The organism is Nocardioides panacihumi (assembly GCF_039530925.1).
Classification (GTDB): Bacteria; Actinomycetota; Actinomycetes; order Propionibacteriales; family Nocardioidaceae; genus Nocardioides; species Nocardioides panacihumi.
This window is the reverse complement of the sequence record NZ_BAAAPB010000005.1, coordinates 1-13,267: the sequence shown is the minus strand read 5'-3', so window position 1 is coordinate 13,267 and position 13,267 is coordinate 1. Positions and strand designations below refer to the sequence as shown.

Annotated in this window: 13 protein-coding genes and 1 pseudogene; 7 read left to right on the top strand and 7 right to left on the bottom strand. The window is 71.8% G+C overall.

Annotation, left to right across the window (positions count from 1 at the left end; all coding sequences use genetic code 11):
* Nucleotides 1-4: 4 nt before the first annotated feature.
* Complete coding sequence (cobA, locus tag ABD205_RS18995) at nt 5-1,222, bottom strand: uroporphyrinogen-III C-methyltransferase (RefSeq protein ID WP_344047576.1); 1,218 nt, start codon at nt 1,220-1,222, stop codon at nt 5-7.
* Between the two features lie 101 nt (nt 1,223-1,323).
* Here cobA and ABD205_RS18990 point away from each other — a divergent pair, with 101 nt between their 5' ends.
* From ABD205_RS18990 to ABD205_RS18970, 5 genes are all read left to right on the top strand, one after another.
* On the top strand, nt 1,324-1,851 hold the full coding sequence (locus ABD205_RS18990; protein ID WP_344047575.1) for a YbhB/YbcL family Raf kinase inhibitor-like protein: 528 nt from the start codon (nt 1,324-1,326) through the stop codon (nt 1,849-1,851).
* A 26-nt stretch (nt 1,852-1,877) separates the two neighbouring features.
* Nucleotides 1,878-2,663 carry an EAL domain-containing protein gene (locus ABD205_RS18985; protein WP_344047573.1) on the top strand — a complete coding sequence of 262 codons (786 nt, stop codon included), beginning with the start codon at nt 1,878-1,880 and terminating at the stop codon, nt 2,661-2,663.
* Nucleotides 2,664-2,674: 11 nt separating this feature from the next.
* Nucleotides 2,675-4,111 carry a glycosyltransferase family 2 protein gene (locus tag ABD205_RS18980; RefSeq protein WP_344047571.1) on the top strand — a complete coding sequence of 479 codons (1,437 nt, stop codon included), beginning with the start codon at nt 2,675-2,677 and terminating at the stop codon, nt 4,109-4,111.
* Nucleotides 4,108-4,323: a hypothetical protein gene (locus ABD205_RS18975; protein ID WP_344047569.1), complete on the top strand. Its 216-nt coding sequence runs from the start codon at nt 4,108-4,110 to the stop codon at nt 4,321-4,323. Before ABD205_RS18980 ends, ABD205_RS18975 begins: the two co-directional genes overlap by 4 nt.
* A gap of 106 nt (nt 4,324-4,429) precedes the next feature.
* Nucleotides 4,430-6,517, top strand: a complete 2,088-nt coding sequence (locus ABD205_RS18970) for an elongation factor G-like protein EF-G2 (protein WP_344047567.1) — start codon at nt 4,430-4,432, stop codon at nt 6,515-6,517.
* A 14-nt stretch (nt 6,518-6,531) separates the two neighbouring features.
* Here the strand turns inward: ABD205_RS18970 and ABD205_RS18965 are convergent, their stop codons facing one another.
* From ABD205_RS18965 to ABD205_RS18945, 5 genes are all read right to left on the bottom strand, one after another.
* Nucleotides 6,532-7,194 (bottom strand): FMN reductase, encoded by a 663-nt coding sequence (locus ABD205_RS18965; protein ID WP_344047565.1) that lies wholly within the window; start codon nt 7,192-7,194, stop codon nt 6,532-6,534.
* Nucleotides 7,191-8,366 (bottom strand): LLM class flavin-dependent oxidoreductase, encoded by a 1,176-nt coding sequence (locus tag ABD205_RS18960; protein WP_344047563.1) that lies wholly within the window; start codon nt 8,364-8,366, stop codon nt 7,191-7,193. The genes ABD205_RS18965 and ABD205_RS18960 overlap by 4 nt, the downstream gene beginning before the upstream one ends.
* Before the next feature lie 96 nt (nt 8,367-8,462).
* Nucleotides 8,463-9,113: a class F sortase gene (locus ABD205_RS18955; RefSeq protein WP_344047562.1), complete on the bottom strand. Its 651-nt coding sequence runs from the start codon at nt 9,111-9,113 to the stop codon at nt 8,463-8,465.
* On the bottom strand, nt 9,106-10,134 hold the full coding sequence (locus ABD205_RS18950; RefSeq protein WP_344047560.1) for a hypothetical protein: 1,029 nt from the start codon (nt 10,132-10,134) through the stop codon (nt 9,106-9,108). Before ABD205_RS18950 ends, ABD205_RS18955 begins: the two co-directional genes overlap by 8 nt.
* Nucleotides 10,135-10,230: 96 nt before the next feature.
* Nucleotides 10,231-11,313 carry a PP2C family protein-serine/threonine phosphatase gene (locus tag ABD205_RS18945; protein ID WP_344047558.1) on the bottom strand — a complete coding sequence of 361 codons (1,083 nt, stop codon included), beginning with the start codon at nt 11,311-11,313 and terminating at the stop codon, nt 10,231-10,233.
* A 96-nt stretch (nt 11,314-11,409) separates the two neighbouring features.
* Between ABD205_RS18945 and ABD205_RS18940 the strand changes: the two genes are divergently transcribed.
* Complete coding sequence (locus ABD205_RS18940; protein ID WP_344047557.1) at nt 11,410-11,733, top strand: antibiotic biosynthesis monooxygenase family protein; 324 nt, start codon at nt 11,410-11,412, stop codon at nt 11,731-11,733.
* 31 nt (nt 11,734-11,764) lie between these two features.
* Here the strand turns inward: ABD205_RS18940 and ABD205_RS18935 are convergent, their stop codons facing one another.
* Complete coding sequence (locus ABD205_RS18935) at nt 11,765-12,157, bottom strand: hypothetical protein (protein ID WP_344047556.1); 393 nt, start codon at nt 12,155-12,157, stop codon at nt 11,765-11,767.
* A 91-nt stretch (nt 12,158-12,248) separates the two neighbouring features.
* Here ABD205_RS18935 and ABD205_RS18930 point away from each other — a divergent pair.
* Nucleotides 12,249-13,267, top strand: a pseudogene (locus ABD205_RS18930) (hypothetical protein); the annotation flags it as partial.

The following is a 13,267-nucleotide window of genomic DNA, read 5'->3' as shown; positions in this document are numbered from 1 at the left end:
GGACTCAGAACGCCTCTGGGTGCGCGACCCGGACGACCTCGCCGACCACGATGATCGCCGGCGGCTTGACGGACTCCTGTTCGAGCCGGGCGGCGAGCGTGCCCAGGGTGGCGAGCACGGTCCTCTCCGTCGGCATCGTCCCGTCGCAGACGACGGCCACGGGTGTCGCCGTCGGCCGTCCGGCCTGCAGCAGCGCCGACGCGATCGCCGGCGCGTTCTCGACCGCCATCATCAGCACGAGCGTGCCGGCGAGACCGGCGACCGCCGACCAGTTCGTGAGCGACTCGGGATGTCCGGGCGGCAGGTGCCCCGAGATGACGGTGAACTCGTGCGCCACCCCGCGATGCGTGACGGGGATGCCGGCCATCCCCGGCACGGCGACGGGCGAGGTGAGCCCGGGGATCACGGTGACGGGGACGCCCGCTGCCCGGCAGGCGATGACCTCCTCGTAGCCGCGCCCGAACACGAAGCTGTCCCCGCCCTTGAAGCGCACGACCGACTTGCCCGCGAGCGCACGCTCGACGATGACCCGGTTGATCTCCTCCTGCTGGGCGGAGCGCCCGCGGGGCAGCTTGGCGACGTCGACGAGCTCGACGTCGGACGGCAGCTGGGAGAGGAGCTCGCGCGGCGCCAGCCGGTCGGCCACGACGACGTCCGCCTCCATGAGGGCCTTGCGCCCGGCGACCGACACCAGGTCCGGGTCGCCCGGGCCGCCGCCGACCAGGATCACTCCAGGTGTCTGCGGGCGCTGGTGCCGGGCGTCGAGGCTGCCGTCGCGCAGCCCCGCGAGGATCTCGTCTCGGACCGTCGCCGAACGGCGTGGCTCCCGGTTGCTGAGCACGGCGACGGTGACTCCCCCGTGTCGGCCGACCGCGGGCGTCCAGGCGGTGGCGGCGAGGGCGTCGTCGGAGCGGACGCAGAAGATCCGGCGCTCCTCCGCGGCGGCACTGACCGCTTCGTTGACGACCTCGTCGTCGGTCGCGCACACGGCGTACCACGCGCCTTCGAGGTCCGCGGCCTCGAAGCCCCGCCGCGTCCAGCGCAGCTCCCCCGACCCGAGCATGCCCTCGATCGCCGGGGTGACCTGCGGCGAGACGACCTCGATCTCGGCGCCGGCGGCGATCAGCGCGGGGATCCGGCGCTGCGCGACGTGGCCGCCCCCGACGACGACGACGCGACGGCCGGCGAGCCGGAGACCGGACGGGTAGGGAGGATGGTCCACGGGCGCTATTCAACCGCCCCGGCGTACTTCACCCGGTGACGACCGTTCACCCACCGGACTAGGGTCGAATCGCCCGACCCGGACCCCGACCAAGGAGTGCCATGTCCCTCGACCGCCCGGTCAAGCCCGACCCGTACGAGCTCCTGCCCGTCGTCCCCTCCTTCTCCGTGACCAGCACCGACGTGACGGCGGGGCAGCCCCTCGGCGCGGCCCAGGTCGCCGACGGAGGCAACACCTCGCCGCAGTTGTCCTGGGAGCCCGGGCCGGAGGGCACCCGTAGCTACGTGGTCACCTGCTACGACCCCGACGCGCCCGTCGTCAGCGGCTTCTGGCACTGGCTCGCCGTCGACATCCCTGCCGACGTGACGTCCCTCGAGGCGGGCGCGGGCGCCGGCGACGACTCCCTGCCCGACGGAGCGTTCCACGTCCGCAACGACGTCGGCACCAAGAGCTTCACGGGCGCGGCCCCGCCGCCCGGCGACCAGGTGCACCGCTACTACTTCGTGGTCCACGCGGTGACCGAGGAGTCGCTCGGCGTCGACGGCGACGCCACCCCAGCGGTCGTGGGGTTCAACCTGGCCTTCAAGACCGCCGCGCGGGCCATCTTGGTCGGGACCTACAGGCACTAGGGGTACGCCGGGCCTAGGCTCGGTCCGTGTCAGCCACCCCACCCCCCTCCGACGACGAGATCGTCGGTGGCCTGCTGCAGCAGGGCCTCGACGTCGCCTACCAGCCGATCGTCGAGCTCGCCTCGGGTGATCTCGTCGGGTGGGAGGCGCTGCTGCGCGGGCAGCTGCCTGAGCACGGCGCCCTGAGCCCGTTGCACGTCGTGGGCTCCGCGACCCGCATCGGGGCGCTCGACACAGTGATGCGGCAGGTCGCCGAGCAGGCCCTGACGACCGCGTCGGTCGCCTCCCTGCGCCTGGGTCGGAGCATGACGGTCACGGTCAACCTCGAACCCGCCCAGATCTGGCCCGGCAGCCCCTTCCTCCAGTGGCTGGTCGACCGCTCGAGGTCCTGTCCCGCCCAGGTTCTCCTGGAGGTCACCGAGCGAGGGGACGAGACCGCTTGGGGCGAGGAGCAGGAGCTCGCGCTGGATCGCCTTCAGGCGGCCGGTCTCGGGATCGCGATCGACGACCTCGGGACGGGGGTGTCCCGACTGCGGCTGCTCGCCCGGCGGGACTGGACCTGGGTCAAGCTCGACCGGGGCTTCCTGCTGCTCGGCGACCGCGGGCTCGTCCTGCTGCGGCACACGGTCGCGATGCTGCACGAGCTCGGCACGGTCGTCCTGCTCGAGGGCATCGAGACCGACGAGCAGCTCGAGATCGCCCGCACCGCCGGCGTCGACCTCGTCCAGGGCAACCTGCTGTCGTGCCCGATGTCGGCCGACGCGCTGCTCGCCCACCTCGTCGATACGTCGTCACCTCGCGCCACCGAGTAAGTTAAGCCCGCGTGAGGAACGGACTCGAACGGCTCGTCGGTCTCATCGTCCTCGGCCTGACCGGCGCCGCCGCAGTTCTGCTGTGGCTGGCCGTGGCGCGTTCCGACGTTCCGCGAGGTGACGAGCGCGGAGGCGTCCTGTTCGGCGCGTGGCGCGTGCTCTACGACACGCAGGCGCCCACCCTCCGCATCCTCGAGATCGCGATCAGCGTCTCGTTGCTGTGCGCCGCGGGGCTCGCCTACCTCGAGCACCGCATCATCACGAACGCCCGGCGCTCGACCAACCCCCACGGCACGCCGCTGGCGCCGCGGGTCGTGATGGACGAGACCCGTGGCCGGTTCGACGGCGAGGTGACGGTCACCGTCCTGGTCCCGGCTCACAACGAGGAGGCCTCGCTCGGTGCGACGCTCACCTCCCTCGCGCAGCAGCAGCCCCCGCCGCAGCGCGTGGTGGTCGTCGCGGACAACTGCACCGATCGGACCGTCGAGGTGGCGCGCGCCCACGGTGCCGAGGTGTTCGAGTCGGTCGACAACACCCACAAGAAGGGCGGCGCCCTCAACCAGGCACTACGTCACCTGCTCCCAGGACAGGGCGAGAACGACGTGGTGATGGTGATGGACGCCGACACGATGCTCGACCAGGGCTTCCTCGCCTCCGCCGTACGGCGCTTCACCGACGACCGCGGGCTGATGGCGGTCGGCGGTGTCTTCTACGGTGAGGACGGACACGGGCTGATCGGCCAGTTCCAGCGCAACGAGTACATCCGCTACGCCCGCGAGCTGCGGCGGCGCCGAGGCAAGGTCTTCGTGCTGACCGGCACCGCCTCGCTCTTCCGGCCACGCGCGCTGCGCACCGTCGCCGAGCAGCGCGGGCACACGATCCCCGGCCGGAACGGCGACGTCTACGACACCGCGGCGCTCACCGAGGACAACGAGCTCACGATCGCACTCAAGTCACTCGGCGCGCTCACCATCTCCCCCGCCGAGTGCACGGTCGTGACCGAGCTGATGCCGAGCTGGCGCCTGCTCTGGCACCAGCGCCTGCGCTGGCAGCGCGGTGCCCTCGAGAACCTCGGCGCGTACGGCGTCACGCCGCAGACCTTCCGCTACTGGGCGCAGCAGCTCGCGATCGGGTACGGCGTCTTCGCGCTGTGGGCCTACTTCCTGCTGCTGGTCGTCATGCTGTTCGCCAGCAGCCACTGGATCTGGTTCACCTTCTGGATCGGGCTCGGCGTGATCTTCATGGTCGAGCGGCTGGTGACCGTGTGGCGCGGCGGCTGGGCGGCCCGGCTGGTTTCGATGGCGATCTTCCCCGAGCTGTTCTTCGACGCGTTCCTGCAGCTGGCCTACGTCAAGGGCGTCCTCGACATCTCACTGGGCCGCACCGCCGGCTGGACGCACGTCCAGCGTGAGGCCACGCAGGCCGACCGGACGGAAGGCGCCGCATGAGCCCCCTGATCCTCGGCTTCCGGTTGCTGCCCGAGAGCCTCCTGCACTCCGAGGCCTACCTGGTGCTGGTGACCTTCGTGTCCGTCAACACCGTCGCGTTCGCCGCGCTCTCGATCGCCAAGCTGCTGCCGCCGATCCGCGTGGCCGGCTGGTTCACGAGCCGCGACCGGCGCGCTGAGACGCGCAGCATCTATCCGGACGCGAAGCCGTGAGCTCCCCGGACGGATGCCGGCGTGATCCCGGCCTGATCCCGGCCTGATCCCGGCCTGATCCAAGTCCGGCCTTGTGCGGCGGGTCGCACAGGAGTTTGTTTGACCCATGGCCGAGAAGAGCACTCGAAAGGCGACCACCCAAGACGTGGACGCATCGGGGCCCGACGGGATCCGCAACGTCGTTCTCGTCGGGCCCTCCCAATCAGGAAAGACCTCTCTCGTCGAGGCCCTGCTCGCTCACGTGGGCGCCATCGTCCGTGCCGGCTCCGTCGCCGAGGGCACCACCGTCTGTGACACCGAGGACGCCGAGCAGGCCCACGGCCGCTCGATCTCCCTCGCGGTGGCGCCCGCCGTTCACGACGGCGTGAAGATCAACCTCGTCGACACACCCGGCTACGCCGACTTCGTGGGCGAGGTGCGCGCCGGGCTGCGGGCCGCAGACTGCGCGCTCTTCGTGATCGCCGCCAACGACGGGGTCGACGACAACACCCGGCGGCTGTGGCGCGAGTGCGGCGACGTCGGCATGCCGCGCGCGGTCGTCCTGACCAAGCTGGACCACCCGCGATCCGATCCCGCCCGCGTGCTCGCGGAGGCCCAGGACGCGTTCGGGCCCGGCGTGCTCCCGGTGTACGTCGTCACCGGGGACTCGCTCACCGGGCTCATCACCGGCGACTCGGCGCAGATCCAGGAGGACGCTCGCCGGGGCGAGCTCATCGAGGCGGTCATCGAGGAGTCCGAGGACGAGTCGCTCATGGACCGCTATGTCGGCGGGGAGGAGATCGACGAGAAGGTGCTCGTCGCCGACCTCGAGAAGGCGATCGCACGCGGGTCCTTCCACCCGGTGATCCCGGTGTGCGCGACGACCGGGGTCGGCGTACCGGAGCTGCTCGATCTGTGTGTTCGCGCCTTCCCCGCGCCGCCCGAGCACACGCCTCCCGAGGTGTTCACCCCGTCAGGGAAGGTCGCGACCGCGGTGACCTGCGACCCCGCGGGTCCACTCGTCGCCGAGGTCGTTCGGACCAGCAGCGACCCCTATCTCGGTCGGGTGAGCCTGGTCCGCGTCTTCTCGGGGACCTTGGCCCCGGATGCGCCCGTCCACGTCTCCGGGCACTTCTCGGCGTTCGAGGGGGCCGCCGCAGGAGTGCACGAGGACCACGACGAGGATGAGCGGATCGGCGCGCTGGCCTATCCGTTCGGGGCTTCCCAGGCGCCCGCGGCCCGCGTCGTCGCCGGCGACCTGGGCCTCGTCGCGCGCCTCTCGCGGGCCGAGACGGGCGACACCCTCTCCTCCCCCGAGCTCCCGCTGGTCCTGCGTCCGTGGTCGATGCCGGCACCGCTGCTCCCGATCGCCGTGGAGGCGGCCACGCGCTCGGACGAGGACAAGCTGTCCTCGGCGCTCTCCCGACTGACGGCCGAGGACCCGAGCCTGCGCGTCGAGAACAACTCCGAGACCGGTCAGCTGATCGTCTGGGTGATGGGTGAGGCGCACGCCGAGGTGGCCCTGGACCGGTTGCAGTCACGCTACGGCGTCACCGTCGAGCAGCGCGACGTCATCGTGCCGCTGCGCGAGTGCTTCGGCGGCCCCTCGAAGGGGCACGGCCGGCACGTCAAGCAGTCGGGCGGCCACGGGCAGTACGCCATCTGCGACATCCTGGTCGAGCCGCTCGCGGAGGGCAGCGGCTTCGAGTTCGTCGACAAGGTGGTCGGCGGTGCCGTCCCGCGCAACTTCATCCCGAGCGTCGAGAAGGGGGTCGCCGCGCAGATGGCACGCGGCGTGCGCGCCGGCTACCCCGTGGTCGACCTGCGCGTGACGCTCGTGGACGGCAAGTCCCACAGCGTCGACTCCTCCGACATGGCCTTCCAGAGCGCCGGCGCCCTCGCGCTGCGCGAGGCGGCGGAGGCGACGAGCGTCAACCTCCTCGAGCCGTACGACGAGGTGGAGGTCGTCGTGGCCGACGACCTGGTCGGCCAGGTGATGAGCGACCTGTCATCCCGCCGGGCGCGGCTGCTCGGCACCGACAAGTCCGACGAGGAGCGGACCGTGATCAGGGCGTACGTGCCCCAGCGCGAGCTGATCCGCTACGCGATCGACCTGCGCTCCACGACCCGCGGGGCCGGCACGTTCACCCGGGCGTTCGCGCACTACGAGCCGATGCCCGAGGAGCTGTCGCGGCAGGTGCCGCACCGGACCTGACGACGACCTGCCCGTCAGTACTCGGGAGGCCCGTCGCTGGCCGCACGAAGCAGGTCCTCGAACGAGGTCGGGCTCGCGAACTCCTCGTCGACCGACCGGCGGTGCTGCACGGGCCGCGGGACGTCGCCCGGACCGGCGACGACCGCCGCCAGCTCGTTGGCAGCCCGGTTGACCCGCTTCGCGAGGTCGCCGGTGCCGACGTCTCCACCGATGGCGCCGAAGTCCTCGCTCGCCGCGAAGACGCCGGTCGGCACGACGACCGCGTGCAGGTAGCTGAACAGCGGTCGCAGGGCGTGGTCGAGCACGAGCGAGTGCCGGGCCGTGCCGGCCGTCGCGGCCACCACGATCGGCTTGCCGTCGAGGACACCGAGCTCGAGGACGTCGAAGAAGGTCTTGAACAGCCCCGAGTAGGACGCCGAGAAGACCGGCGTCACCACGATCAGGCCGTCCGCCCGGCGTACCGTCTCGATGGCCGCCTTGAGCTCGCCGGTCGGGAAGCCGGTGAGCAGGTGGTCGGCCAGGGCGTGGGCCAGGGGTCGCAGCTCCACGATCTCGACGTCCGCCTCCTGGCCGCGATCATGGATGGCGTCGACGGCCGCCTCGCCGAGCATGTCGGCGAGGAGCCGGGTGCTCGACGGAACGCTCAGCCCCGCCGAGACCACGACGATCCTCTTCACAGCTCGCCCTCCAGGACCTTGGCGACCTCCGGGTCGCCCAGGGGCCGGTCGCTGGTGCCGGTGGCGGCGTCGCCCTCGGCGTACACGGTCGCGTCCTTCGCGCCGCCGGCCTTCTCCACGAGCGAGGCGTGGGTGGGCGCTTCCGGGACGCCGGGCTTGCGCAGCTTGGCGAACTCCTCGCGCAGGGTCGGCAGGATCTCGCCGTAGAGGTCGAGCTGCTCGAGCACCGTCTTGAGCGGGAGGCCGGCGTGGTCGACGAGGAAGAGCTGACGCTGGTAGTCCCCGACGTACTCGCGGAACGACAGCGTGCGCTCGATGACCTCCTGCGGCGAGCCGACCGTCAAGGGCGTGGCCTCGGTGAAGTCCTCGAGCGACGGGCCGTGGCCGTAGACCGGCGCGTTGTCGAAGTACGGCCGGAACTCCTTGACCGCGTCCTGGCTGTTCTTGCGCATGAAGAACTGCCCGCCGAGACCGACGATCGCCTGGTCGGCCGTGCCGTGTCCGTAGCGCTCGAAGCGCTGGCGGTAGAGACGCACCATCGCCTCGGTGTGGCTGGCCGGCCAGAAGATGTGGTTGTGGAAGAAGCCGTCGCCGTAGTACGCCGCCTGCTCGGCGATCTCAGGGCTGCGGATCGACCCGTGCCAGACGAACGGTGCGACGCCGTCGAGCGGACGCGGGGTCGAGGTGTAGCCCTGCAGCGGCGTGCGGAAGCGGCCGCTCCAGTCGACGACGTCCTCGCTCCACAGCCGCCGCAGCAACGCGTAGTTCTCGATCGCCAGGTTGATGCCCTGTCGGATGTCCTTGCCGAACCAGGGGTAGACCGGGCCGGTGTTGCCGCGCCCCATCATCAGGTCCACGCGGCCGTCGGTGAGGTGCTGCAGCTTGGCGTAGTCCTCGGCGATCAGCACCGGGTCGGTCGTCGTGATGAGGGTCGTCGCGGTCGACAGGATGATCCTGTCCGTCTGGGCGCCGATGTAGGCGAGCGTCGCCGTCGGGTTCGAGGCGATGAACGGCGGGTTGTGGTGCTCGCCGGTGGCGAAGACGTCGAGACCGATCTCCTCGGCCTTCTTCGCGATGGCGACGGTGGCCTTGATCCGCTCGTGCTCGGTGGGCGTCTTCCCGGTGGTGGGATCGGTGGTGACGTCTCCGACGGTGAAGATTCCGAACTGCATCGCGTGCTCCTCGCGGGACGGGCTCAGTGGACCCGGTTAGTTGAATTCTGAACTATCCGGTGAACCTTCGACACACCCACGCTATTCCAACGCTCGCTAACCTGCTGCCGGCGCCCGTCTGGCGACCACGACCACGTTGCTGAGGAACCGGCTGCCGTCCCAGTCCGCGCAGGTGATCAGCACCAGCTGCGGGGGTCCGTCCTGCCGGAACAGTCGTGCCGCCTGTGTCGACAGCGTCGCCTTGTCGAACACCTGGACGCGCTCGACGACGTAGCGCAGCGTCGAGCCGGCGGTGGTCACGACGACCGGTGCGCCCGGCGTCAGCCGACCGATGTCCTCGAGAGCGCCCTTGCCCGCGCCGTGCACCGTGTGACCGGCGATCAGCACGCTTCCGCGCGGCGCGCCCGGGCGGGCGCCGTCGGCCCACCAGCCGAGGGTCGCCGGGTCGCTCGGCGGGATGAGCGTCCGACCCGGTGCGCGCACCGGCACGACCGGCGCGGTCACGCCCAGCGTTGGAAGTCGCAGGCTCCGTGGTGAGCCCGCCCGCCAGGGGGCGCGCACCTCGGTCGGCAGCGGAGAGGACGTGGCCCCAGCGGCGTACGACGTCGCGCGTCGGGTTGGCCCACCCTCGCCGCCCGCCCGGTAGGCCTGGCCGGCGAGCAGGAGCCCGGCCGCCAGGGCCGCGACCAGCGACGCCTGCAGGAGGCGTCGCTGGTTGCGACCGGAGCGGGTGCCCTGGTCAGGCACGGCGGCGCAGGCGCAGCGCCACCGAGGCGACGGCCAGCAGGAGGCCGGCCAGCGTGAGGCCCAGCGAGAGCGGCGAGTGCGACCAGCGACCCAGGACGGACCCCTGCTCACCGGCGTCGATCACGACCGGCACAGCCGCCGCCGAGTCAGCCGACACGGCACCGCGCTCCGCGGCCACACCGGTCGTCGGGCCGGTCACGGCCTGGGCCATCGAGGGGGCCGAGAGCCAGGTGCTCGTCGCTCCGGCAGGCGAGGACGCGTGGCCGCCACTGGTGGGGGCGGCGGCGTACGTACCGGCCACCCCGCGGGCGGGAGTCGCGGTGGCGACGCAGGGCGCCACCCAGAAGACCTTCGTCTTGGTGTCGTTGCCACGCGAGCGCGGCGTCGAGACGGTCAGACGCACGTGATAGCCCTGCTTGGCCTGCGCCGGGCCGCTGAAACCGAGGGTGTAGGCCTGGACGGCGTCCGGACCGGTGGCGGTCCCCGCGCCGCTCGCGGCGTCGCCGCCGACCGGCACGACGCTCGGACCCGAGACCGTCAGACCGACGTCGCGGGTCGGCGCCTGCATGGTGAAGCTGACGGTCGACAGGACGTCCGAGCCGCCGTCGAAGCCGAACCACTCCACCTGGAACGTGCAGCCCGGGTGGGGGACGTTGTTCGGGATCCTGTCCATCTCGCCGAGCCGGTCGATCTTGATCGTCCCGTTGTTGCCCGACGGGTCAGTGGACCGTGCCGGAGCTGCGGCGTCGTGCGTGCCCTTGCTCGTGCCTGTGCCCTTGGCCGTCCCGTGGTGCTGCGCTGCCGCCTGACCGTGGGTGGGGCGAGCCTTCCCTCCGCTCGCGCCGGTCTGGGTCGGAGCGGGTGAAGTGGCGCCGTTCCGCACCTGTCCGGTGTGACGCCCGTGGTCACCGTTCGAGCTGGTGGCCCCTTGTCCGGCGAAGGCCGGAGTGCCCAGCGACCACGTCGTCAGAGCAGCAGCGCATCCGAGCGCGAGAGCAGGCCGCGATACCAAGTTCCTCATGGTTCTTCTTCTCCATCGTCAGCCTCCCCGCCCAACCGTTGACCAAGATGGGGACTGCACAAACGGAGCGTGATGTGGTATCCGTCACGCGGACGCCTAGCAGAGACCTCGCGACAGGATGAGGATCGCGCGGTCGTCGTCGCCGCGGTCGACCTTGGCGAGGATGCGTTGAGCCGCGCCGTCGAACCCGCGCCGGCGCACGTCCTGCTGGGCCACGCGCCGCAGCCAGTCGATCCCTGCGTCGATGTCGGAGCGCCTGCGTTCGATGACGCCGTCGGTGTAGAACATCAGCGCGTCGCCCGGCGCCAGGACACCCGTGCTGGCGTGGAACTCCGGGTCGTCGATGACGCCGAGCGCTGTGCCACGGGCGTTGTCGACGGCCCACTCCTCCCCCGCGGCCGACCAGCGAAGCGCGGGCGGGTGGCCGGCGCTCGTCACGCGATAGCTCCCGTCGCGCACGTCGACCGCCACGTGCACGGCGGTCGAGAAGGCCTCCTCCGTCTGCTGCCGCAGGAGGAACTCATTGGCCGCCCGTAGCAGCGGCTCCGGTGGCAGCGCACCGATGAGTCCGCCCAGCGCGCCGGCGAACTGGAGCGACTGCGGGCCGACGGCCGTGCCCTTGCCACAGACGTCGACGAGGACGAGCTCGAGCAGGTTTCCGTCCCGCAGGTCGGCCACCAGGAAGTCGCCCGCATACCCCGTCCCCGCCGCCGCGATCATGGCGGACTGCGAGCACCAGCCCTCGGGCAGCGCAGGGATGCGGCCCTGACTCTGCAGCCGGTCGCGAAGCTCGGCCAGCATCGCCTCGCTGAGCCCGACCGGCAGCCCGCTGCGCTGCTGGCTCGACTGCCGGAGCACGATGGCGATGGCCAGAGCCGCCACGACGATGTCGCCCGGGCCGAGCTCGCGGGACCGGCTGCTGTGCGCGTACGCGAGCAGGGCGGCGACCGCGGTGGCGCCGGTGAGCACGGCCAGCGGACGGAACCGGAGCAATGTCAGCCCGGCCAGCGGCCAGAGCAGGAAGGCCCCGCTGGGCAGCCAGTCGTACTCGAACCACGAGACCAGGAAGCAGAGCAGCAGCCCGACGAGCAGGAGCCCCAGCACCTGGAGCTGGCTACGCGACGAGCCCGTACGCCAGCGGCGAGCAAGGTCGCCGAGCCCGAGGCGCGACTGCTGCATGCGCGCAGCGTAGGAGCAACGCACCACCCGCCGCAGGCGAACGTCGACAGTCCTCGTCCGGCCTCGTCCGGGCGCGGGCTCGCTTAGCATCGGTGCGTGATCGCGCCGACCCCGGAGCCGCCGTACACCGCCGTCATCTTCACCTCTCTGCGCACCGAGGGCGATGACGGCTACGCCGAGGCCGCGGAGCGGATGGAGGCGCTCGCGGCGGAGCAGCCCGGCTACCTCGGGATCGAGGCCGCGCGGGACGGACTCGGCATCACCGTGTCCTACTGGGTCGACGACAACGCGGCGGCGGCCTGGAAGCAGGTGGCCGAGCACCTCGTCGCCCAGCGACGCGGGCGCGATGCGTGGTACGCCGACTATCAGGTGCGGGTCGCGACGGTGACGCGGTCCTACGGGCCTGACGGGCCGCGCTGAGGCTGGCGATCCCGGACGGCGCTCGTTGTCATCAGACGACGTAGAGCGCCCACAGTCCGGCCACGACCACACTCACTGCGGCCGCGGATGCGAGCCGGGGCCACCGGGGCGGAGTCCCGCCGCGCGCAGAGCGGACGATGTGCACGATGCCGTAGGCCAGGAACGAAGCGAGCACGACGGCCATTCCGGCGACAAGCACCGGGCTGTGCTTCCAGCCGACGCTGACAGCCGCTGAGAGACCGGCGAGAACGGCAACGCACACGCCCCCGAGTAGTAGCTCGCCGAGCGCGTCGAGCGCGTCCTCACCGAAGCCCCCTGCGGACCGGCGCTCGCGCTTGGGCGCACCGGCGTGCTGGACCGCGTACTTCGGGCTGTTCGGGTCCGCCACCCGTCTGGCATGCGGGATCGGGTCGTGCTCGCTCACGGTCGCATTGTGCGGGTCGACTCCCCCGTGGCTCATCGGAATCGGTGAATCGCGCGGTGGAACTGTCGGTGGTCTGTGGTGGGCTGGGGTCATGTCGATCTCGGGACTCGCTGCTGGTGAGGTGTCGCTGGATTCCAGCGGTGGCCTGCTGGCGGAGTTTCGTGCCTCGAAGGCCCGTGAGGCCCTCGAGCAGGTCCTCCAGGTCGAGCTGGCGTTGCAGTTCTGTGCGTTCAACTCCCCCGACTCCATCCACCCCGACTCGATCCACCCCGACTCGATGCACCGGGCGGCGACGCTGCCGGGCAGCGAGGGCGAGCTGGCCCTGGCGGGGCCGGGGGCGCCGGGGGTGGCGGAGTTCGCGGTGATCGAGTTCGGGGCCGTGGCCGGCATGTCGACCGACGCCGCCCGCCTCTACCTGGGCCGGTGCCTGGAGCTCGGCCACCGGCTGCCCAGGGTGTGGGCCGCCACCCGCGCCGGGCAGGTCCCGGCCTGGCGGGCACTACGGATCGCCGAGCACACCATGGCACTCCCGGTCGAGGGCGCGGCCTGGGTCGATGACCAGGTCGCCGACCTCGCCGGCCGGGTCGGCCCGATCGTGCTGAGGCGGCTGGTCGAGGAGGCCATCATCCGGTTCGACCCCGAGACCGCCGCCCAAGCCGCCCTGGAGGCCCTCGAGACCCGCCACGCCACCATCACCCTGCACCAAGCCCTCTCCGAGCTCGGCCCCGCCGGCATCGCCACCGGCCACCTCGACGCCATCCTCGAGGTCGCCGACGCCCTCGACCTCGACACCGCCCTGGCCGACCTCGCCGCCGACCTCGCCACCGCCGGCGACACCAGCCCCCTCGACGTACGCCGCGCCAAAGCCCTCGGCCTCCTCGCCCGCGGCCAGCACCACACCCTGCCAAGCGACCCGGCCGACCCAAGCAACCCGGCCGACCCAAGCCACCCCAGCGGCCCGGCCGACCCGCCGGTAGGAGCAGGATCCCGGCGGCGGCGGGTGGTGCTGCACGTCCACCTCACCGAGGCAGCCCTGCACGGTGCCGGCGACGGCATCACCACCCTGCACTCCCCCACCGGCCACCCGCTGGGCCAGGTCAGCGTCGAACA